The sequence below is a fragment of the Microbacterium paludicola genome, assembly GCF_039529675.1.
In the GTDB taxonomy this organism is placed as follows: Bacteria; Actinomycetota; Actinomycetes; order Actinomycetales; family Microbacteriaceae; genus Microbacterium; species Microbacterium paludicola.
On the sequence record NZ_BAAANG010000021.1, the window covers coordinates 1 to 20,524 of the forward strand.

The following is a 20,524-nucleotide window of genomic DNA, read 5'->3' on the forward strand; positions in this document are numbered from 1 at the left end:
TCACCAGATCCCTGCTCGAGACCGGCGGGTTCAGACCAGCGCTACACGCTCAAATGCGATGAGCCGTTCAAGCTTGCGAACGTGGAGGACAAGTTCAAGGGTCTGACATACTCCGGGCTCACAGACGAGCAGCGGCGCGCGCTCGACGACACATTCATCCAGGCCGTGATCATCCGCTCGCCCGCTTCCGTCGACGAGTACGAGAGCGTTTATCAGATCTTCGAGCGGCTGAACTCGGGCGGTACGAACCTGCAGCCTCACGAGATTCGTGTGGCGCTGTACGGCGGGACTACCGTGGACGCCATCCGCGAGCTAAACAACGGCAGCGATTGGCGCGCGCTGTATGGTGCTAAGAACGCGAGACTCAAAGACCAGGAGCTAATTCTCCGCGTACTCGCTCTCAGCGAATCCTCGGACGAGTACTCGGCGCCGCTGAAGAGCTTCCTCAACGACTTCCTCGGCAACCATCGCAAGGGAGAGGGGATCGATCTCGTTGCGTTGAAGCAACGGTTCAGGTCGAGCGCCCAGGTCCTCAATAAGGCGCTCGGACGGCGCGCCTTCCGTCTTGGCACTCAGGTGAATGCGGCAATCCTCGACTCGGTGTTCGTTGGCGTCATGGCGAGACTTGGAGGATCAGACTGGGAGGCTATCGAAACGAGCTCCTGGCTCGAAGCGTATGAGTCGTTGATCGCTGACGAGGAGTACCTCCAAGCGGTCACCAAGGCGACCGCGAACGAAGAGTCGGTCTCGACACGACTCCGGCTGGCGCGAGAGAAGTTCGCCGGGCTATGAGCGGTGGGCGATACGTCGATCATCGCTCCGAGGTTCTGAAGCGGCTCGCGGAAATCGACGAAGTCGTGAGGCGCGCTAACGACCAAAGCGATCTCATCGACCAGGCGTACCTGATGCAGCTCGCGGTGATCAAGCTGAGCGGACACGTCGAGTACTGCGTTGGGCGCATGATCGCGGGCTATCTCGAGGAGCACTCGAGCCATCGTGTGCTGGCTTTCTCAAAGCGGCAGGCCGAACGGATCACGAACCTGAATCCCGCGAAGCTAGAGCAGCTGGTCGGCGGGTTCGATCCAGACTGGCAGAGGGCTCTCACAGACTTCCTCAACACCGACGAAAACCGTCAATCACTCGGCAACCTCATCGGTGCACGCCACAAGCTGGCCCATGGTGGGGCGACTCGCGCCACGGCGCCGATCCTCGCGGAGTATCGCAAAGTCGCGAATGCAACGGTCAACCTACTCTTCGACCTGTTCCTACCGGTGAACTCCTAGTATCGACGGCTGCGCCGCTGGTGGATCTCGGCTGCCTTCGACGCGACGACCTGCCAGCGGTCGGGGTCGGAGTTCCAGGTCATAGTGTGATCTGACGCAAACGTCTCGAGCTGGACGAGGTCTGGGCGGAGCTTCGCGAGGCGACGCGCAACCGCGTGCGGAACCGACGAGTCCTCCAACCCGTGAAGGATGACCAGTGGAATGGCGAGTTCCTCGGCTCGGGCCACCCCGCTGAAGCTCCGCGGCGGAACAGCGACCTCGATCCCGACCAGCCGAGCGAGGAGTCGGTTCTGCAGCCAAGGGCGTGCGAACACGCCGAACCAGAACGGCAGCCCGGCGCGGCGACAGTTCGCGGCGACCGTCGCCGCCCAGTCGAGCACAGGTGAGTCAAGAATCAGTCTCTCGATGACGCCGTCGAACTCCGGGTCCGCGGCCAGTTGGAGCGCGATTGCGGCACCCATAGACCATCCGAACAGCACGACGCGACGAGCGCCGTGGGAGAGCGCGAACCTAACGGCAGCCCGGACGTCATCGGTTTCCGTCGCGCCGAGTGTCGACCGGCCAGAGCCCACGCGGGGCCCTTCACCGTCGTTGCGGTATGAGACGACCAGTGACGTCAGCCCAACATCGGCGGCGACCAGGACGCCGCGCAACGTGCCGGCGCGCGGGCTTCCCAGCCCGTGGATGTGGATCGCCCAGTGATCGCTCGGACCGTCGGACGGGTGGATGAGCCACGCGGGGGCCGAACCCGCGGGCGTCTCCACGACGACATCCAGAGCATCCAGCCCAGCGTCGGCGGGATCGCGATAGAAGATGCCGCTCCAGGACGCCCGCACACCCGGGCGCAGCTCGGTGTCCGGCGTCATCCCAACCACAGCACGAGTCACCGTCGTGGACCATTCGTCAACGATGGCACCAAGCCGCACCCAGCCCCCGTCCTCGAGCCAGAGGTTGTAGAGACCGGGCGCCTGAGTGCGCGGGGTGCGGTTGAGCGCCACCGCAACCTGTCCGCCGTGTCGAATCACGTCGTGCACCATGAGGTCATACACGCGCCCGCCGGGCGGTGCCGTCAGACGTCGCGCGATCACGAAGCCCACCCCGGCTGCGGCAGCCGAGGCGGCCCCAAGGCCCGCGGCGATGATCGCTAGCGCCCTCAACGCACCTCCTTCGGAAAATCAGCGCGCGGTGAACCCCCCGCGTCCCCCGCCATCAGGTGCGCCTCCGCGCTCTCCACCACCACTCGCTCAGCGTCGCTCAACGTGAAGGTGACGCGCGGATCGATGACGGCATCCCGAACTTCGACGATCTGACGATGCAGCCGCGTCTCGTCGTCTTCACGATGGAACGACGGCTCAAGCTGGCTCAAGCCCGGTCGCACGTCGATCGCTCGGTCCCAGGTCGGCGTGACCTGGGCGAGGAACGCACGAGTCTTCTCGCCGCGGGATCTGGCACGCGCCCAGCGCAACGCGGGCTGAGCACCGAGCCCGAGGCAGAGGAACAGGAACGTCGCCAGGAAGAGCGGATCGTAGGCGGCGCTGAGCCGGTCCATGAGCGTCAGGTTCCCGATGATGTGCGCGAGATCCATGGCGATGACCAAAAGGGACAGAGTGAGGCCGGCGAGGCTCCCCACCAGCACCGAGACCGCTGGCAGGCGCTCCGCGCCGCGACTTCGCCCGATCTGACGAGACGCGGCAGCCGCCATGGCGATCAGCACGACGCCGTCGTAGGTGAACTGGATGATCGAGTACGTCGCGGCGGCCGGCTGCGCCCCGAGGTCCAGCATGAACGTCGTCGTTGTCTCACCCCGGTCGATGAACGCGAAGGCTGCGACGGCGCCGACGACTGCGCCCGCCAGCACTGGAAGGCCGAGTGCAATCTGGGCGACCCGCGACTGGTACTGCATCGCCTTCGCCACTCCGCGCCCAAGGAAGAAGACGCCCACCATCAATGTGAGGTCGGCAAGCAAAGTGACGATGTTCGTGCCACCGAGCACCGCGTCGGCCCACCGGTAGGTGGTGTCGACGTTGAACGTCATTGCAACCGCGATCGTCACCGCGGAGTACATGATGCTGCGATCCGCTCGGCCCCGCCGCAGGATGAGCAGGCTCGCAACGAGCAGCCACATCAGGGCGGAGGCCGCGATCGGGATCACCCGAAGATCTCCAGATAGCGAGAGTGGTGGAGAGCCGAACCACGGATCGCACCAGCGAGATGATCCGCGAGCGACTCCGCCACGATCTCGTCGTCCGTCACGAGGCCCTGGCGGCGGAGCAGACGCTGGCGAGCGGATTCAGGAATGTCGGGCAGCAGGAAGTCGGGCGTGGTCGCCTCTTCGCGTTCGTCGTGCTCAAGCATCATGTGCGCGAGCTCGTGGAGCACGAACTGCTGCCGATGCAACGCCGACTCACTTCGCGCGTGAAGGACGAGATCCTCCGTGTCCGTCATCAACCACAACGCGCAGATGCCGTCCTGGTCGCTCAGGTTCGTGAGTTCGACGATCCGAATCGGGCGCTGTCTGCGTCGCTGCAACGCGCCGACGAGATCGTCGAAGGAAAAATTCTCGCCGAGCGCGAGTTCCGCCATGGCCGTCGACACGGTCGCTTCGATGTTCACGGTTCCATTTCCCTCCGTACCCATCCGACCCGTCGCGGCACACGCATGCGGCGGGCCAGCCGCTATCTGTTCGCCACTTCCTTGTCGAGGAATCGGCTGATCGCCTCAAGCGCCTCCGGGGAGATGTCGCCGAGAGTTCGCGCCGCATACGACTTCACCTTCGCTGCCCGCATCGATCGGACCAGATCGAGCTGCGCCCTGACCTTTGCCGGCATCGGCGCGTCGCCCCCCTCGGCAATGAACGAAGCGTCGACGTCGAAGAACTCAGCAAGCACTTCGAAGAGCGGGCGGTCTTGCACGTACCGGTGCCCATTGACCATGTACGTCCACCGAGACCGGGACAGGTTGACGCCCCGATCGCGCGCGAACGCGGCGATCTGGGAGTAGGTCGGCTCCGACCCCGTCTCGGCAATGGCGACGTCGAGCAGCAGTCGCAACCGCCTCGCCAGGTCCTCCGCCGCTGCTTTGCTTTCGTCCTCTGTCATGTTCCCCTGACCATCCTCCGCCTTCGGGTAAGGCTCGGTCACAACCGTTGAGCACGCCCAACGTCCCCTACGTGAATGCTCACGCTACGTGTTGGGCATGCTCAACTCAACCGTTGCGCGGACCCGGCTCGAGTGCAAGGCTGAGTCGCGCCCGCGTTTGAGCATGCTCAACGCGAGCGATGGATGGACGACATCGCCGAGAGGGGTCGACATGCCAGACGACCGCATGCCAGCCCAACGCGGCCAAGATCACGCGAACCGGCTAGAACTCGCCCAGCACCTGCTCCAGTCGCATCACCATCTCGGTGACCTGGGCGTCATCCACGATGTACCGCACGCGCTGTCCGCGCGTCGCGACGTCACGCGGCGGATCCGCGATGATCAAGCCCGCGTCGAGCAGCCTCTCGAGCCCGTTGTAAACGGTCAGTGCTGGAATCTCGAGCGCGTCGGCGATCTCGCCCCTGGTCTGGCCAGGGTTCTTCCGCAGGTGACCAATGATGGTCGCCTGCATCATGTTCCCGAGAGCCTTGATCGGATCCTCCGCGTAATCACTGTTCGCGGGGCGGGTGTAACGGGGCACCGCCCCAGTCTGACGCAGGCGAGATTCACTCGTCCATCGAACGGAAGCGAAAAGTGCTTCCCCTTTGCAAGTGTAGTGTTATATGCTTCCCTCATGTCAAGGCCAGGAGGACCCGAGGGAAGCGGTGGAGGCAACTGATGTCACACCCCCGAACTCCCGCGCGCCGAGGCCTCGTCTGGGCCATCGTCGGCGGCATCATCGTCCTCGCAGCCGTCGGAGCGATCATCCTTTCGGCCGTCACAGCACAGGCGCCAACCGCCGACCCCTCTCCGAGCGGCGGCTCTGGCGAGACGTCCGCCCCGCCCGCGACGGCGCCTCCCACCGGCGATTACGTCGACCAGAGCGTGTCCGAGAAGGGCTGGGCACCCGAGCCGATCACGACCGACCCTGAGACCTACGTACGCGCGGCACTGGCGGCGGCGGCCACACTCGACACCCGGCTGAGCACCCGACCCGAGTGGCTGGCCTACCTCGACACATGGTTCACGCCCGATACCCGCTACACATCCGAGGAGGACCGCGAAGAAGATATGCGCGCCTCGCAGCTCGAACTGCGCCAGGGCGTCGTGCTCCCCGAGGACGAGTGGAACTCGCTCGCGAACGAGGAAGGGCGGGTGACAGCCGAGGTGCCGGGCGAGATCACCTACGACGACGTTCCGGAAGACGCATCCGGTGACATGCGCATCGGCACCGCCGACGTGGTGCTGACCTTCACCCGGTCCGACGGTTCCGGGAGCGAGACCTCGTACGACGAGACCGTGCGCGTGAGCGTCCAGGTACTGTGCGGCGCGGGCTCGATCCCGACGCGCGAGAGCGCGCAGCAGCCCGGCGACTGCAAGGTCGTCCGCTACTTCTCGGGATCATTGGAGCCCTGACATGGGCGCCCCGGTCGCTGCCGCTGCAGCCCTCGCGAACACGAGGACCGGGCGCAAGATCGTGACAGGGGCGATTCTCCTTCTCGCGCTTTTCGCAGCACTGCTGGCCACACCGCTCATCGCCGTTCCGTTCGCGGTCGCGGGACAGTCGGTTGCCACGACTGTCGAGCGTCGGCCGGCACTCATCACCAACAGCGAGTGGGCATACCCGCTCGCCGGCGGCTACTTCAAAGGACGAGGCTTCGGTTTCAACCCGGTAATCGGATGCAGCTACTGCTCGATGGACCACCAGGGTTACGACATGGCCCAGGGCTGCGGAGCGACGGTGTACGCGGCTGGCCCCGGCGAAGTGATCACCGCCGGTTCGTATCAGGGGTACGGGAACGCCGTCCGCATCGACCACGGCGGCGGGCTCGTGACGCTCTACGGCCACATGCAGTGGGGTTCCCTTCGCGCGTCAGTTGGCGCGACCGTCGCGGCCGGCGCCCCGATCGGGGCGGAAGGCAACACCGGACGCTCGTTCGGCTGCCACCTGCATTTCGAGGTGCAGCGAGACGGCGCCGCCATCGATCCGCAACCGTTCATGGCCGCACTCGGCCTTCAGCTCAAGTGATCAATCGAGGGAGCAAGTCATGCGAGTCACACTCTCCGCCCCGGCCGACGTCGACGTCCCCGACATCCAGCCCGATTTCTCGGCGCCCTTCTTCCAGGGCTTCCAGGTCGTCGCGTCCTACATCCTTGCCGGGGCGATGATCGTCGTCCTCATCATGCTGATCATCGCGGGCGCCGCGCTCGCGTTCCGTGGCCTCGCATCCGACCGCGTGCGCACGTGGGCGGGCGAGAACATCCTGTGGATCTTCATCGCCGCCGCCGTGCTGGGCGCTGCAAGCGGCCTGTTCCAGTGGTTCGTCAACTTCGACTTCGGGTTCTGATGTCTCGGCTGCGTGCTGTGCTTATCGGGGCGGCGGTGGGAGCCGGCCTCGCCTTCGCCGCGCTCGCGCCAGCCAACGCAGCCGTGGCATCCGTCGAGGCGGCGCCCACGGCAGCCAACGCGGCCCCGGTGACGGGCGAGCCGTGGTCGTCTCCCGCCTTCCCCGTCGACTGCTACCGCGTCGACGCGCAGATCTCCTGCACGCCGCAGAGCACCGCCGACATCAAGCCTCAGCAGTGCTTCATCAACGTGTTCGTCGGCGGCGCCAAGGCAACCGTGTGCACGACCGACGAGCGGCACGTGTCGGCGATCAAAACGAGCGGGGGCAAGCCTCTGCTCGTCGAGTACGGATGCTCGATTGGTGACGTGGTGTGCGTCACGTTCGAGAACGCGGGGCGCGGGATGGCCCTTTCCGCCACCGCGATGATGTTCACGGTCGCGCAGAACATGCGTTTCGACACATCGTCGGTCCTGTGGACGGCATCGACCGGCGAGTGGTCGTTCTGGCAGTGGGCCGTGCTCGCAGTCTTGTTCGGCGCGATGGTGTGGGCGATCGCGGCTGCCGTCATCTCCGGCGACCGAGCCGAACTCGTCGGCGCGGTCATCCGGAGCTTCATAGCGGTGCCCGCCACCGCGCTCACGCTCTGGGCGACCGGTCACGTGCTGAACGCCATCGACGACCTCACCTGGTACGTCATGAACCGCGACGGCCCCTATGGGTTGTTCGCGACGCTGCAGTCCGTGATGTGGGCCGGCGGGCAGGCAAACTACTTCTTCGCCTTCGTCATCCACGGCTTGCTGATGATCGGGATGCTGCTCCTCATGCTCGTGTTCGCGTTCCGCAACATCGTGCTCGCGGCCTTGATCGCGGTGGGTCCAATCGCATGGATGCTGTACCCGGCGCGCGCCGTCGGGCCGCAGTGGGTGGTGCGCTATGTGTCGGCCGTCGTCGTGCTTCTGCTCACTGGCCCGCTCACGATTGGCTTCGTCACGCTCATCATCAACGGCCTCGCAAACGTACGGACGATCTGGGACCCGCAGTCGTGGCCACTTCTGATCGGTCTCGTGCTCGTGGCTTTCGCGCCGTTCGCTGTGTTCGGTCTGTTCAGCTTCATCGGGGCCGTTGCGGCGGACTCGGTCGGCTCTCGGATCGGATCGGGCGCAGGACGCGCCGCGTCGAACGCCGCACGATCGGTAGCCCGGGTGCCGAGCCGCATCGCCGCGATACCCGCAGGCGCCGGGGCTGGCGCTGGGCGCCACGGCCCCCCGAAGGGCGCTCCGCCGGCGGGACGTGGCCCATCCTCTGAAACGCCCCAGCGATCGCCTGCCGGTCAGAACGGCGAGACAACCTCCCCGAAGCCGACAGGTGCCCCCGGGGCAACGCCGACTACATCACCGCAAACGACTGCGCCAGCGGCGGCGGCGCCGCGCACTCACACCGGGAGGACACCGCGATGATGGCGACTCAGAACCTCGACCGTCCTATCCGGCTGCCGCGGCGATCCCGGCAAGGCGTCGTGATGGGGATGGATGCGTGGCAGCTGACGTGCCTCACGGTCGCCGCCGTCACGTTGCTCGTCGGCGTCAACCGCTTCGGTCCTCCCGGCCTGCTCTTCGCCGCGCCGGTGTACCTGCCGATCGGCGTGTTCGCATTCATCACGCTCCACGGCGATTCCGCTCCGCGGCAGGCGGGTCTCTGGCTCATGAAGCAGGTGCGACACATGGTCGGTGCGACGCGGCACGTCTACCGGCCTGAGCGTGCGCAGTTCGCTGGAACACTGAACCTCCCCGGTATCCGCGCCTCGATCCAGCTCTGGGATGTCGACGGGGTCGCGTGCGTGTATAACCCGCATGACCGGGCCGTCTCGGTGACCGCCGAGGTCGAGGTGCAGGGGTTCCTCATGAAGGACGTCGCGGAGCGATACGACCTGGCCCAGCAGTGGTCTCCGGTGCTGGCCTCGTTCACGCAGCGCCCTGGGATCAAACGGGCCGTGCTGCAGGAGCGCACGATTCCGACGACGATCCGAGCCGCACGCGACCACTACGAGTCCGTCAGTCGCCGCCGCGGGGTGGACGCCGCGTCCCCCGTCGCTCGTAATTACGACGACGTGATGAACAGGTCGGAGTCGTTCGCCGTATCGCACCGCAACTACCTGACGTTCACGCTCGACCTCGTCGCCCTCGGCCCGCAGCTCAAGGCGCTCGGCGGGGGCGAGGATGCGGTCAAGGCGCTGGCGCACCTCGAAGCCCGGAACCTGGCCGATGCGTTGAGCGCCGCGCGCATCCACGTGCGGCGGTGGCTGGCGGCGCGGGACGTCGCGGCTCTCGCCCGCGTCGGGTTCGACCCCGAGTTCGCCGCCAACGTCCAGAACCGCGATGAGCGAAGCGCGGGCGTCGACCCGATCGCGATCGGTCCGATGTACCTGGAAGAACCGCGCGGGGCGAACGGCATCGTCTATTCCGACTCGGGCGTGCACACCACCATGTGGATCCACGAGTGGCCGCGATCGGATGCGGCCATCGGGTTCGTCGAGCCGATCGTGTTCGCACGCATGCCCTCGACCGGCGAGGCGATCACGCACATCCTGTCGATCGTCCTCACGCCGGTCTCCGTCAGGAAGGCGATGCGCCGCATCGAGGACGACAAGAAGGTCTGGCGCGGGAACGAGAAGCTTCGCGCGAAGCGGGGCGTCGACGGATCGGCCGCCGACGCCGCGGACTGGGAGGCCCTTGAACGGCAGGAGGAGGAGATCGTCGCGGGTCACGGCGAGTTCCGGTACGGCGCGTACCTCACCGTGACGGCACGTGATGAGCAGCAGCTCGACCAGGCAATCGCGGGCATGCGCAACGCTCTCGCGCGCGCCGGCATGGAACCGCAGACACTGTACTGCCAGCAGGCAGAGGCACTGATGGTCAACGCCCTGCCACTCGGGCTGGGGATGAAGTGATGGTCCGCTACGTCGCAGTCTTCGAACCGGACGGTCTCTCGAAGCGTGAGCGGCGCGAGCTACGGCGCGAGGTCGCCCGCACAACGAGCCACGCCGAGCAGCCAAAGCCCAGTCGGCGCGAGCGAGCGTTGCCGGAGCCCGCGGTCCGGGGCGCCTTCGGCCCGGGCCTCGTGCAGGGCGGCTACTGGAATCTCTCGCGCCCCCGCATCCCGGCTCATCAGGCGACATCGCGTCAGATCTCGGGGATCTACCCGTTCGTCGCGGATGCCGGCCTCGGCCACCGAGGACCAATTCTCGGTGTCGACCTCAACGCGGATGCGCTCTGGCACTTCTCGCCGTGGGAGGCATATGCCGACGCGACCGACCGCGGAACATTCTCGACCAACCTGCTGGTGCTCGGCGCGTACCGCGCCGGGAAGTCCGCCACGGTCAAGACGCTCGTAGCTCGGTCCCTCGCGTTCGGTCATCAGGCGGTGGTCCCTTCCGATCCGAAGGGCGAGTGGGTCGCCGTCGCCGGGGCGGTGCCGGGCGGGGTCGTCATCCGCATCGGCGGTGGGAGCGCCGCGCGACTCAACCCGCTCGACCGCGGGCCGCGGCGCGCGGATGCCGACGACGAGCAACATGAGAAGATGGTGCGCCAACGCCGCATCACGACGCTCGTGTCCCTCATCGAGATGGCACTCGGTTCCACGAGGCTCACTGCGGTCGAGCACGCCGCGATCCATGATGCGCTGGAGCGCAGCATCCGCTCGACCGGCGACCATCCCACGCTGCGAGCGGTGTACGAGCACCTCGGCGCCATCATCGAGGACGCCGGCACCGACTTCCGTCTCTCGGACGGCGCCGTTCAGCCGCGTTTCGTGTTGCGCCGCTTCGTCGAGGGCGACCTGTCGGGGCTGTTCGAGGACGAGTCGACCGTCGCGTTCGACGCCGACGCGCCCATCGTCGTCGTCGACACGAGCGAGCTGTTCGCGCGCAGTGAGCTGGTCGCGCAGCTGACGCAGGTGTGCACGACGGCATGGATTCAGGCGGTCGTCTCCGACCGCTCCGCCAAGCGAACCCGGTACCTGATCCGCGAGGAGGGCTGGCGCGACATGACGTCGCTGTCCGCCCTCCAGATGTTCCAGCAGTGGCTCAAGCTCTCGCGCTACTACGGCATCAGCAACGTCATCATCCTGCACAAGATGGGCGACCTGGACGCGGTGGGCGACACCGGCTCGAAGGAGCGCAACCTCGCCTACTCGATCGTCGGGGACATCGAGAACAAGTTCATCTTCCGCGTGAACCACCAGGAGACGGCAGCGCTCCGCGAACGCCTCAACATTCCCGCAACGCATGCGGAAGACGCTCGACGCTTGCGCATGGGCGTGTTCCTCGCCTACGTCGGCCAGTACGCGTACGCGGTCGACTGCTTCGCAACCTCGACGGCCTGGGAGTTCGAGTTGTTCGCGACCGACTCTGCCGTGCATCCCGACAACGAGGCGGATGGGATGGTGGGCACCCTCGACCTCGGGGCGCTCGACCACGTCTGGCCAGAGCCGCCCCTCTCCGACATCGGCATCGACGGCTGGCTGTCGCCGGCTGGGAAGGAGGCCAGCGATGAGCGTTGACACCGCCCGTCGCGTATACGCGACGGTCACAGGACCCACCGCGATCTTCACAACCCTCGAGGGAGTGGACGAGCCGTTCTCCGCCACCGCGGGCGAGGACATCCGCCAGGTGATCGTGCAGCGAGCTGCCGCCGAAGCGAGGCACGCAGCCTCCGCCGTCGAGCTCGTCACGTTCGGTGATCACGGCGAACATCGCATCCTCGTCGACTCGGACGGCGGGATCCGCCGGGTCAAGTCCGCCGAGCTGGTCATCGACGTCCGCGGAGTCATCGAAGCCTCAGAGGGAAAGGAGGTGGGCACTCAGGCTCAGGAGCAGGAGGCGCTCGGACCGTCTGAGGCCCCTGCCCCTGAGCCGCTCGCTTCGCCCGCGACTCGGCGATCCTTCATCGAGGAGGCCGACGCATCGGCGCTCGGTCGGGGCGGTCGGGCGCTGCTCGCGAGGATGGGGCTCGGCCCATCGCGCGCCCAGGCTGAGCGGCTCGCCGCCGAGCGCCTCGTGTCGCAGCATTGGGCGGGATGCCGCAGCGCCGCCGTCGTGAATGGCAAGGGCGGCGTCGGCAAGACGATGACAACGGCGATGCTCGCCGCCGTTTTCGCACGACATGGCGGCGGAAACGTGCTGGCGTGGGACAACAACGACACGCGCGGGACCCTGGGGTGGCGTACCGAGCAAGGCCTCTACGACACGACGGTCCGCGACCTGCTGCCCGCCGCCTCGCAGCTTCTCGCTCCGACCGCAGAGATCTCGGGCATCGCCCGGTTCGTGCATCATCAGCGGGTCGACCGCTACGACGTCCTCCGGTCGAATCCCGAACTGCTCGCCACGCACCAGCGAATCGCACGGACGGAGTTCGACACCCTCATGTCGGTCGCGGCCCGCTATTACCGACTCGTGTTCTTCGACTCTGGCAACGACGAGTCGGCCGAGCGATGGCTGCGGATGGTCGACTCGTCATATCAGCTCGTGGTTCCGACACTCGCCGCCCCCGAGCCGGCGGAGTCCGCTGCGCTGCTGCTCGACGCACTTCGCGAGCGGGACGAGCGGTCCCGGGATCTCGCGGACAGCGCGATCGTGGTGGTAACCGAGTCAGAGCCGAGTAGGCCTGCCGCAGCAGAGAGCATCGCGGACGGGTTTCGTGGCACCGTGCGCGAGGTTCTGCGGATCCCGTTCGACCCTGCCCTGAAGTCCGGTCCCCTCCGATTCGACGTCCTCCGGCGGACGACGCAAGACGCTTGGCTGCGCGTCGCAGCCGCCGTCGCGAGCGGGTTCTGAGGAGACATGGGCGTGAACGGAATACTCGGCAAGGTCGTCGCGGTGGCGATTGCTGTCGCCGTCGTCCTGAGCGTCGTGTTCGCCGCGCTCACGGAAGCGATCGTCCGCGCCGCATGTGGGGTGTCGCCGGAGCCGGCATCGTTATTCTCAGGGCTCTGGCTCGCGATCACCGGCAATCCCGACGGGTATCGACCGATCGCCGGATGCGAGCTTCCTGTCCTAACGATCCGGCTCCTCGACCTCGCCGTCCTCTTGCTCGTCGTGGGCTTGGCCATATGGGCGTGGGTCGCGTACCGCCGCTATCGGCAGTCGGACCGGTCCTTCATCAGCGACCTGCGTAGCCGCCCCGGGTTTGCCGAGGCATTCGAGATCCGCCGGCACCTCTCTGCGAAGGCCGTGCTGAAGCGGGCCATGCAGCTCCGGCCCGACATCAGCCGACCCCGCGCCACGGATGTGGGCTGGCGGGTCGGAAGCTCCCGCGGGATGGACGTCTTCGTGTCCATCGAGGACTCTGTCGCACTCGAAGGCCCGCCGCGCTCGGGCAAGGGATACCGCGTGCTGATCTCGGCGATCCTCGACTGGTCGGGGCCGCTGATCACGACGTCGACGACGAACGACAACCTCACCGCGACGCTCCGGATGCGCGAGCGTCGCGGGCGGGTGCACGTGTTCGACCCGCAGGGGCTCTCCGGCACGCGCCATCCGCTTCGGGTGTCTCCGATCGCGGGATGCGAGGACCCGCTGGTCGCGATGCAGCGCGGCGCCGCAATCATCACCGGCACCGCGCTCGGCGCCTCGAACACCAATGGGGAGTGGGCGCAGGCATCCGGAGTTGTCCTCGGGCGCCTTCTGCACGCAGCGGCCGTCGGCAACTGCTCGATCGAAGACCTCTACAACTGGGGCACGAGTCCGATCCTCGCGCGCAGATCGGCTGTCTCGATCCTCCGATCGGACGGCGCCCCCGGCTGGGGCGACAACCTCGAAGCGACACTCGCTTCCGACGACAAGCTCGTCTCGTCGATCTGGTTCGGCGTGCAGGGCGCCGTCGCACCGCTGGCCGTCCCGAAGATCCGCGACGCGCTCATGCCGCGGCCCGGTGACCCGATCTTCGATCCGCGCGCGTTCCTCGATGGCGCGAACACGCTTTACCTGATCGGGTCGGCCTCGGGAGCGTCTGCAATGGGCGGATTCCTCGGCGCGCTGCTCGACGACATCGTGGAGGTCGCGCGCGTTCGGGCGTTGGCATCGCCGGGGTCTCGGCTGCAGCATCCGCTTGGCCTGATCCTGGACGAGATCGTGAACATGTTCCGGTGGGGTAACCTCCCGCGGATCATGGCGGACGGCGGTGGCCGCGGGATCTGCACGTTCGTCGTGCTGCAGGCGCTGTCCCAGGCCGAGACGTCATGGTCGCGTGCGGAGGCGGACACGATCTGGGCGGCCGCGACGGCGAAGGTCCTCCTCGGCGGCGCCTCGCATGTGAACCACCTTCGCGATGTTGAGGCCCTGCTCGGAACCCGACAGACGCGACGCACGCAGCGCTCGTGGTCGACGCGGGAGGCAGGGCACTCGACGAGCGAACACCACGAACGACTCGCGCTCATGTCGGTCGACGAGATTCGACGGATGCCGCAGAACGTCGGCCTGCTGGCTTACCGCAACCGGCGCGGCGTGCTGCTCGACCTCAGCGGGTGGGACGAGCGGCGCGACGCGCGCGACATCCAGGCCGGGAAGCGTTCGACCGAGGCCGAGCAGCAGGGAGTCTTCACGGAGGCGAGCAACCCCGCCCCTAGCGCCGCACCGGCACCGGCGCCCGAGCCGGAATCGGAACCGGAGGCGGTGAGCGAACCGTGAGCAATCGCCGGAAGACCGGAGTCGGCAACTCGTACCGCGCGGACTTCCTCCGCTCCCCCGCGTGGTTCGCGCGAAGGGCCCGCTGGTTCCGGAGGCAGGAGCGAATGCGTCGGCCGCTGGGATGCGCGGGGTGCGGGCGCTCCGCGACCGCGGAACAGCTCGAGCTCCATCATCTCGACTACGCCGGCGTTCGCTTCGCGCGCGGCACGTGGCGGGCGTTCGAGCGCCACGACGATCTCGTGCCGCTGCATCCGTACTGCCACGACCTTCTCCACCGACTCATCGATCGGGACCGCGTGCTCGCCCATCACCGAGCCCGCCGCGTCGCGTCGGTGATCGCGCTGGACCGGCTCAGGATCAAGCTGCACAACCAGGAGGCGGCCTCGTGAACGAGTTCGAGCCCGGGGACATCGAGAGCCTTATCGCGGCTGAGCTCGCAGGGCTTCCGCGCCTCGGACGCGGCACGGATCCTCTCGGCTCACACCCGGTCGACTGGCGGCACCTGCCGCCGGAGCAGGTCGGTGTCGAGTGGACGGCACTACGCGAGTGGGTCGAATGGTTCACGGTCCGATACACCGTGCCAGTCAGTGTCGTACCGGACTGCTGGTGGAAGCACGGGGCGCTCGTCGAGGAACTCTCCGCCCTCCACGTCGCGCACCTTGCCGCGTTCGACGACAGCGACAGCGGCTTCGGCCCGATCGGGTGGCATGAGCGCCTCGCGCTCGCGCGCCCTCGCCTTCAGAACGCCGGGGCCGGATGTGCGAGCGGCCACTTCGAACTCAAGCCCCGCTCGTGGGATGCCGCGACCGACGAAGCGGAATGGGACGCGTGGATCACCGAGACCCACGCCGGCCGAGACACCGTCGTGTCTCACGAAGGAAAGGAAGAAGGATGACGACCAAGATCCCGGTCACCATCGAGGGCAACCTCACCGCTGACCCGGAGCATGGCGCTGGCGAGTCGGGCAACGAGTACGCCCGGTTTACCGTCGCCGTCAACGACCGCCGCCTCAACGAGACGACGAACCGATGGGAGGACGCAGGCACCGTGTTCCACCGCGTCGTCGTGTTCAACCAGCAGTCCCGGCACGTCGCCAACTCGCTCCGCAAGGGCGACGCGGTGATCGTCGCGGGCGACCTCCGCTTCGGCACCTACGCCGACAAGGAGACTGGCCAGGCTCGGGAAACCCGCGACATCATCGCCGACAACGTCGGAGCGTCGCTCAAGTTCGCGAGCGTCGCGGTCGACCGCGTCCCAAAAGCCACGAGCCCCGCGGCTGACGCCTCGGGGCCTGTGGCGGCACCGGTCTCGTACACCGGCGCCGGAGTTGCTCGCTGAGCCGAACGGACTCGAGCGGGACGAGAGTCAGCGTACTCTCGTCCCGCTCTGAACCCGCCACTGGTTATCGCTCTCAAGAAGGTCTTGTCACTAGAACTCATCGCAGATGAGCGTCATCATCGTCACATGACGATGATCGATGTCGAGCCGCCTCGGTTGGACGAAGAGGCAACCGCGGTTTATGCGCACCTGTTCCAAGCGCTCGGGGAGCCCGCCCGGCTGGCGGTCCTGCAGCACCTCGCGCGAGGCGAGCACCGCGTGCGCGATCTGGTCGATCACATTGGGCTGGCGCAGTCGACCGTCAGCAAGCACCTGAGCTTCCTGTTGGAATGCCGCCTCGTCGACGTACGCCCGGACGGCCGATCGTCCTGGTACTCGCTTTCAGAGCCAGCGGCGATCTCACATCTGATCGCTGCGGCCGAAGACTTGCTCGAAACGACGGGAACCAAAGCGGAGCTGTGCGCGCACCTGCGCCGCCGGAACCCGGCTGATGCGGAAGGTGATCTCTGATGGGCGCGGGACACGACCACGGACCGACCGCAGCGGAGAGCGCGGGACGCCCGGGCGACCACCGCCGGAAGCTCTGGACGGCGTTCGGCATCACCGCGTTCATCGTGGTCGCACAGGCCGTCGGGTCGATCGTCACAGGCAGCCTGGCGTTGCTCACGGACACCGCCCATGCGCTGACCGACGCGTCCGGCTTGCTGGTGGCCCTCGTCGCGGCGACCTTGATGTTGCGGCCCGCGACATCAACGCGCACCTGGGGGTTCCGACGCATCGAGGTGATGGCGGCGCTCGGCCAGGCCACCCTCTTGCTGGGTGTCGGGCTTTACACCGCGATCGAAGGCGTCAAGCGCCTATTCGAGCCCCCGGAGGTCCCGGCCACTGAGCTGCTTGTGTTCGGCATCGTCGGGCTTACAGCGAACATTGTCGCGATCCTCATCCTCTCGTCGAGCCGCGGGGCGAACTTCAACATGCGCGCCGCGTTCCTGGAGGTCCTCAATGACGCGCTCGGATCCCTCGGAGTGATCGTCGCGGCGATCGTGATCGTCACCACCGGCTTCCAACGGGCCGACGCCCTCGCCGGCCTGTTCATCGCGGCGCTGATCGTGCCACGTGCATTGACCTTGATGCGCGAGACGGCCGGCGTGCTGATGGAGTTCACCCCCAAAGGCCTCGACCTGGAAAAGGTGCGTGAGCATATCCTCGAGCTTGATCACGTCAAAGATGTCCATGACGTGCATGCCTCGACGGTCGCGACCGGACTGCCGACGCTCACAGCGCACGTTGTCGTCGAAGACACTTGCTTCACCGACGGGCACGCCGCCGAGGTGCTCCGGGAGGTAAAGGCGTGCGTTGCGGAGCACTTCGAGGTGTCGGTGCCCCACTCGACATTCCAGATCGAGACCGAACACATCAGCGACTATGAAGCCGACACGATCAAGCACGCGTGAGCACCGCATCGAGCGGGCTGGACGCCATCGGTTCCCGGGTGATCCAAAGACCGCCGTTCTATAGTGAGCGGGATGTCTCGGCCCGCCCCGCCCCGCCTCAGTGCGGTTCTGTGTGAGCGGCTCACGATAACGAGAATCATCACGAGCGTCGTGCTGGTTTTGCTGCTGTTGCTCGGTGCGTGGGGTGCGACCCATCTCGACCCCGAGACTGCGCCAGACAATGCGGCGACGGAAGTCGCGGCTGAGGCATCCGTCATTGCGGTGGAAGATGCGGCGGTTGTGGCGGATGCGAGCGGCGCCGCTGGTTTCGGCATCGCCGCTTGCCTACTCGGGGCGTTCTGCGGCCTGCTACTCGTCTTGTCCTTCCTTCGGTTGCGCGGCAGGCACCTGCCCGGCGTGTTGGCAGTCGGATCCCGACGCGTCTGGAGACGCCCGATGAGGCCTGCCATGGCGCGTCAACGTACGACGTTGACACTTTCTGAGCTGTCCGTCTCTCGGACCTGACTCACGGCACCGCCTGAGGGGCGGTGATCCGGCGCGCCCTGCCGAGGGGCACGTCGGTGCTGACGTGTCGTGAGTTCTGGATGCTTGGGAGCCCTGTTGTGAAAGCCTCTCAGAAGGCTGGTCTGATCGCTGCCGCCGTATTGGTGGCGTGCCTCGCCGTCGCGTTGGTCTGGTCCTTCGTCGCTGTGATCCTCCTGATCGTATGAGCGGGACGAGCGTGAAGATCGGCTTGTCGCACCGCCGTGCGATCATCGTCGGCGCCGGTCAAGCCGGCCTTGCTGTCGCCGCCGCCCTCATTTCACGTGGCCTCAGCCCGCAACGCGATTTCGTCGTCGTCGATCAATCTCCAGGCGTGCGCAGCTGGGAAACCAGATGGACGTCCCTGACGCTGCTCAGCGACGTCCGCCACAGCACGCTGCCAGCGCTGTCGTTCCCCAGTGAGCCGCAGTCCCGGCCGCGGGCACGCGAGGTCGCGGCCTACCTGGGCGCGGTCGAGAAGCACCTCGGCATCGCGCCCGTGTGGGGTGTGCGCGCAACCGGCGTCCGCCGCCTGGGCTCGAGCGCGACCCTCCTGCTGGAGACCAGCGCCGGGAGCGTGCAGACCCGCAACGTCGTATGCGCCACCGGCGCGAACAGCCGACCACGTCTGCCCGCCTGGGCAGGAGACATCGCACCCCCCGGGCGCTTGATGCACAGCAGCGCCTACAGATCCGCGGCGGATGTGCCGCCCGGCGACGTGTTGATCGTCGGCGGAGGGAACGCGGGCGCGCAGATCGCTCGGGAGCTGAGCGCGACGCACCGCGTCACCCTCGCCGTGCGCAACCCGCGCCGTTACCGGCACGTCGCCACCTTCCCGCGGGCCGCCGGGCCCCGGAAGAGGCTCGGCAGTATTCGACCCGAGCCGTTGTTCGGCGACAGTTATGCGCAACTTCAGCGCGACGGCATCGACGTCGTTCCCGCCGTCGTCGGGGCGAGCGATGCTGACGTGACGCTCGCTGACGGGCGTCACCTTGCACCGGCGTCGGTGATTCTCGCCACCGGATTCCTCCCGGGGGACGACTGGCTGCCCGCTGAGGTCCGCGACGCTCCGCTCGGCCGGACGCGGACGAGCGTGCCCGGCCTGTTCGTCGCAGGCATGCCGGGCTACGGGCATCCAGGCTCCGAGAACCTGGACGGCGTCTGGCGAGACGCCGCGACGATCGCCCGACACATCACCAACCGCCCGTGAAGGAATACGACATGACAAACACACCCGAACCAGCCCGCTCGGAGGCGCGTCGGCCTCCGAGGCCACGGCGAATCATCAGGGCAGCGATCGCGGTCGCCGTCGCGACTATCGGCCTGACGCTAGGCCCGTCGACGTCGGCGCTCGCCGCCGGGGACCTCACCTCGTCTTACCCCGCAGCCGATTCCGTCACAGCCACGGCGCCGGACGAGATGACCCTGACTTTCGACCAGGAGCTGCGCCCCGGTAGCGACGTGGTGCTCATCGAGGTGATCTCCCCGTCTGGAGAGAATGTCGTCGTGGACGAGGTCAGCTTCAACGGCGCCAGTGCCACACAGCATCTGGCAGCGAACGCGGGACCCGGTCAGTACCGCGTCCGCTGGCAGCTCACGTCCGACGGCGGCGAGTTGACTGAAGGTGAGTACGCGTTCACTATCGATCCTGCGCTGAACACGACTGCACCGTCCCCGGATCCGACATCGGACGCGGCACCATCGCCACACCCCGACGAAGCTCCATCCGATTATGAAGCCGGCACGGCCCCGCAAGCAAACGGGATCTTCCTGCCGTTCATCGGCGTCATGTTTCCGATCGCGATCATCGCCCCCGTCGCCGGGATGGTCCTGATGATGCGACGGGACCGGAAGCGCCGAGACATGCGGGGCTCCGATGAGGCATGAGCACCTCCTGCGGCTCGCGATGGCGTGCTCGGTCGCAGCGGCCGTGCTGGTGATCGATCAGGTGAGCAAAGCGCTCGCCATCGCGGAGCTGACTGGTCTCGGGCGGATTCCGCTGCTCGGAGACCTGTTGGGGCTGCAACTCGCATACAACCCCGGCGCAGCGCTGTCGCTCGGCGCGAACCGGACCTGGCTGATCACGCTCGTCGGCGTCATATTCATTGTCGCCGCCTGCGCCGCCCTCTGGCGCTCACGGAGCATGGCACGCGTGGTCGGGCTGGCGCTCATCCTGGGCGGCGCCCTCGGCAACCTGGTCGATCGGCTGTTCGCTCCGCCTTCATTCGGGCAGGGGCACGTCACCGATTTCCTGGCCTACGGCGAGCTGTTCATCGGCAATCTCGCCGATGTCGCGCTCGGCATCGGCGTCGCGATCTTTGTGCTCGCCAACCTCCGCGAACGCAGGCGCGAAAGCGCGGCACCGGAGCGCGTGCCAGCCGCATCCGACATACCCGTGTCTCAGAACGGAGAATCATGAACCAACGCCCCCGGACGCCCTCGCAGTATCAGCGCAACGCGCTTGCCCCGAGCCTGATCGCCGCGCCGACACTGCTCCTCGCCCCGCTGCTGCTCGGCGGCGAGTGGGCGACGATCGTGCTGTTCATCGTGGCGATCTTCGCGATGATCACTGCGTGGTTCGCATTCCAAGCGCGCCAGTGGTGGTGGATCATCGTGTTCGCCGCGATCGCCGTGCTCTGGAACCCCGCATACCCGTTCCCGTTCGAGGGACCGTTGTGGACGGCTGCGCAGCCCGTGGCGGCGGTGACATTCCTCACCGCGGGCGCGCTCATCAAGATCCCGCGCCCGTCCTGACCTCGCG

The 20,524-nt window shown here is 67.1% G+C and carries 23 protein-coding genes and 1 pseudogene; 19 read left to right on the forward strand and 5 right to left on the reverse strand.

Annotated features, from left to right (window positions below):
- Both ABD161_RS10875 and ABD161_RS10880 read left to right on the forward strand, forming a co-directional pair.
- A pseudogene (locus tag ABD161_RS10875) lies at positions 1–792 on the forward strand (DUF262 domain-containing protein); the annotation flags it as partial.
- Positions 789–1,283 carry a HEPN domain-containing protein gene (locus ABD161_RS10880; RefSeq protein ID WP_344002560.1) on the forward strand — a complete coding sequence of 165 codons (495 nt, stop codon included), beginning with the start codon at positions 789–791 and terminating at the stop codon, positions 1,281–1,283. The pseudogene ABD161_RS10875 and the gene ABD161_RS10880, both read left to right, overlap by 4 nt.
- Here ABD161_RS10880 and ABD161_RS10885 read toward each other — a convergent pair.
- The 5 genes from ABD161_RS10885 to ABD161_RS10905 all read right to left on the reverse strand — a co-directional run bounded on the left by ABD161_RS10885 (position 1,280) and on the right by ABD161_RS10905 (position 4,961).
- Positions 1,280–2,380 carry an alpha/beta hydrolase gene (locus tag ABD161_RS10885; RefSeq protein ID WP_344002563.1) on the reverse strand — a complete coding sequence of 367 codons (1,101 nt, stop codon included), beginning with the start codon at positions 2,378–2,380 and terminating at the stop codon, positions 1,280–1,282. The genes ABD161_RS10880 and ABD161_RS10885 overlap by 4 nt on opposite strands.
- 56 nt (positions 2,381–2,436) lie before the next feature.
- Positions 2,437–3,435, reverse strand: coding sequence for a hypothetical protein (locus ABD161_RS10890; protein ID WP_344002566.1), 999 nt, complete (start codon positions 3,433–3,435; stop codon positions 2,437–2,439).
- Complete coding sequence (locus ABD161_RS10895) at positions 3,432–3,896, reverse strand: hypothetical protein (protein ID WP_344002570.1); 465 nt, start codon at positions 3,894–3,896, stop codon at positions 3,432–3,434. Before ABD161_RS10895 ends, ABD161_RS10890 begins: the two co-directional genes overlap by 4 nt.
- 62 nt (positions 3,897–3,958) lie before the next feature.
- Positions 3,959–4,381 carry a hypothetical protein gene (locus ABD161_RS10900; RefSeq protein ID WP_067028814.1) on the reverse strand — a complete coding sequence of 141 codons (423 nt, stop codon included), beginning with the start codon at positions 4,379–4,381 and terminating at the stop codon, positions 3,959–3,961.
- A 262-nt stretch (positions 4,382–4,643) separates the two neighbouring features.
- Positions 4,644–4,961, reverse strand: coding sequence for an ArsR family transcriptional regulator (locus ABD161_RS10905; RefSeq protein ID WP_067028780.1), 318 nt, complete (start codon positions 4,959–4,961; stop codon positions 4,644–4,646).
- A gap of 137 nt (positions 4,962–5,098) precedes the next feature.
- Here ABD161_RS10905 and ABD161_RS10910 point away from each other — a divergent pair, with 137 nt between their 5' ends.
- The 17 genes from ABD161_RS10910 (at position 5,099) to ABD161_RS10990 (ending at position 20,517) form a co-directional block, all read left to right on the forward strand.
- Positions 5,099–5,836, forward strand: coding sequence for a hypothetical protein (locus ABD161_RS10910; protein WP_344002579.1), 738 nt, complete (start codon positions 5,099–5,101; stop codon positions 5,834–5,836).
- A 1-nt stretch (position 5,837) separates the two neighbouring features.
- Complete coding sequence (locus tag ABD161_RS10915; RefSeq protein ID WP_344002582.1) at positions 5,838–6,449, forward strand: M23 family metallopeptidase; 612 nt, start codon at positions 5,838–5,840, stop codon at positions 6,447–6,449.
- Positions 6,450–6,468: 19 nt separating this feature from the next.
- Positions 6,469–6,768: a hypothetical protein gene (locus ABD161_RS10920; RefSeq protein ID WP_135114583.1), complete on the forward strand. Its 300-nt coding sequence runs from the start codon at positions 6,469–6,471 to the stop codon at positions 6,766–6,768.
- Between the two features lie 17 nt (positions 6,769–6,785).
- A complete protein-coding gene (locus ABD161_RS10925) occupies positions 6,786–8,225 on the forward strand; it encodes a hypothetical protein (protein WP_344002586.1) in 1,440 nt (479 codons plus the stop codon).
- The gene (locus ABD161_RS10930; RefSeq protein ID WP_344002589.1) at positions 8,222–9,715 is read left to right on the forward strand and encodes an SCO6880 family protein; all 1,494 of its coding nucleotides are present in this window, start codon (positions 8,222–8,224) and stop codon (positions 9,713–9,715) included. Before ABD161_RS10925 ends, ABD161_RS10930 begins: the two co-directional genes overlap by 4 nt.
- Positions 9,715–11,325: a hypothetical protein gene (locus ABD161_RS10935; protein ID WP_344002592.1), complete on the forward strand. Its 1,611-nt coding sequence runs from the start codon at positions 9,715–9,717 to the stop codon at positions 11,323–11,325. Before ABD161_RS10930 ends, ABD161_RS10935 begins: the two co-directional genes overlap by 1 nt.
- Positions 11,315–12,598, forward strand: a complete 1,284-nt coding sequence (locus tag ABD161_RS10940) for a nucleotide-binding protein (protein WP_344002595.1) — start codon at positions 11,315–11,317, stop codon at positions 12,596–12,598. Before ABD161_RS10935 ends, ABD161_RS10940 begins: the two co-directional genes overlap by 11 nt.
- A gap of 12 nt (positions 12,599–12,610) precedes the next feature.
- Entirely contained in the window at positions 12,611–14,449 is a 1,839-nt protein-coding gene (locus ABD161_RS10945) for a type IV secretory system conjugative DNA transfer family protein (RefSeq protein ID WP_344002598.1), read from the forward strand.
- Between the two features lie 104 nt (positions 14,450–14,553).
- Positions 14,554–14,838: a hypothetical protein gene (locus tag ABD161_RS10950; protein WP_344002601.1), complete on the forward strand. Its 285-nt coding sequence runs from the start codon at positions 14,554–14,556 to the stop codon at positions 14,836–14,838.
- The gene (locus ABD161_RS10955) at positions 14,835–15,344 is read left to right on the forward strand and encodes a hypothetical protein (protein WP_344002604.1); all 510 of its coding nucleotides are present in this window, start codon (positions 14,835–14,837) and stop codon (positions 15,342–15,344) included. Before ABD161_RS10950 ends, ABD161_RS10955 begins: the two co-directional genes overlap by 4 nt.
- On the forward strand, positions 15,341–15,787 hold the full coding sequence (locus ABD161_RS10960; RefSeq protein WP_344002607.1) for a single-stranded DNA-binding protein: 447 nt from the start codon (positions 15,341–15,343) through the stop codon (positions 15,785–15,787). Before ABD161_RS10955 ends, ABD161_RS10960 begins: the two co-directional genes overlap by 4 nt.
- Before the next feature lie 126 nt (positions 15,788–15,913).
- On the forward strand, positions 15,914–16,297 hold the full coding sequence (locus ABD161_RS10965) for an ArsR/SmtB family transcription factor (RefSeq protein ID WP_344002610.1): 384 nt from the start codon (positions 15,914–15,916) through the stop codon (positions 16,295–16,297).
- Positions 16,297–17,241 (forward strand): cation diffusion facilitator family transporter, encoded by a 945-nt coding sequence (locus tag ABD161_RS10970; protein ID WP_134746310.1) that lies wholly within the window; start codon positions 16,297–16,299, stop codon positions 17,239–17,241. The genes ABD161_RS10965 and ABD161_RS10970 overlap by 1 nt, the downstream gene beginning before the upstream one ends.
- Positions 17,242–17,947: 706 nt before the next feature.
- Positions 17,948–18,973, forward strand: coding sequence for a flavin-containing monooxygenase (locus ABD161_RS10975; RefSeq protein WP_344002618.1), 1,026 nt, complete (start codon positions 17,948–17,950; stop codon positions 18,971–18,973).
- Positions 18,970–19,650 carry a copper resistance CopC family protein gene (locus tag ABD161_RS10980; protein WP_344002621.1) on the forward strand — a complete coding sequence of 227 codons (681 nt, stop codon included), beginning with the start codon at positions 18,970–18,972 and terminating at the stop codon, positions 19,648–19,650. The genes ABD161_RS10975 and ABD161_RS10980 overlap by 4 nt, the downstream gene beginning before the upstream one ends.
- Entirely contained in the window at positions 19,640–20,182 is a 543-nt protein-coding gene (locus ABD161_RS10985; RefSeq protein ID WP_344002624.1) for a signal peptidase II, read from the forward strand. Before ABD161_RS10980 ends, ABD161_RS10985 begins: the two co-directional genes overlap by 11 nt.
- On the forward strand, positions 20,179–20,517 hold the full coding sequence (locus ABD161_RS10990) for a DUF6804 family protein (RefSeq protein WP_344002627.1): 339 nt from the start codon (positions 20,179–20,181) through the stop codon (positions 20,515–20,517). Before ABD161_RS10985 ends, ABD161_RS10990 begins: the two co-directional genes overlap by 4 nt.
- Positions 20,518–20,524: the final 7 nt, after the last annotated feature.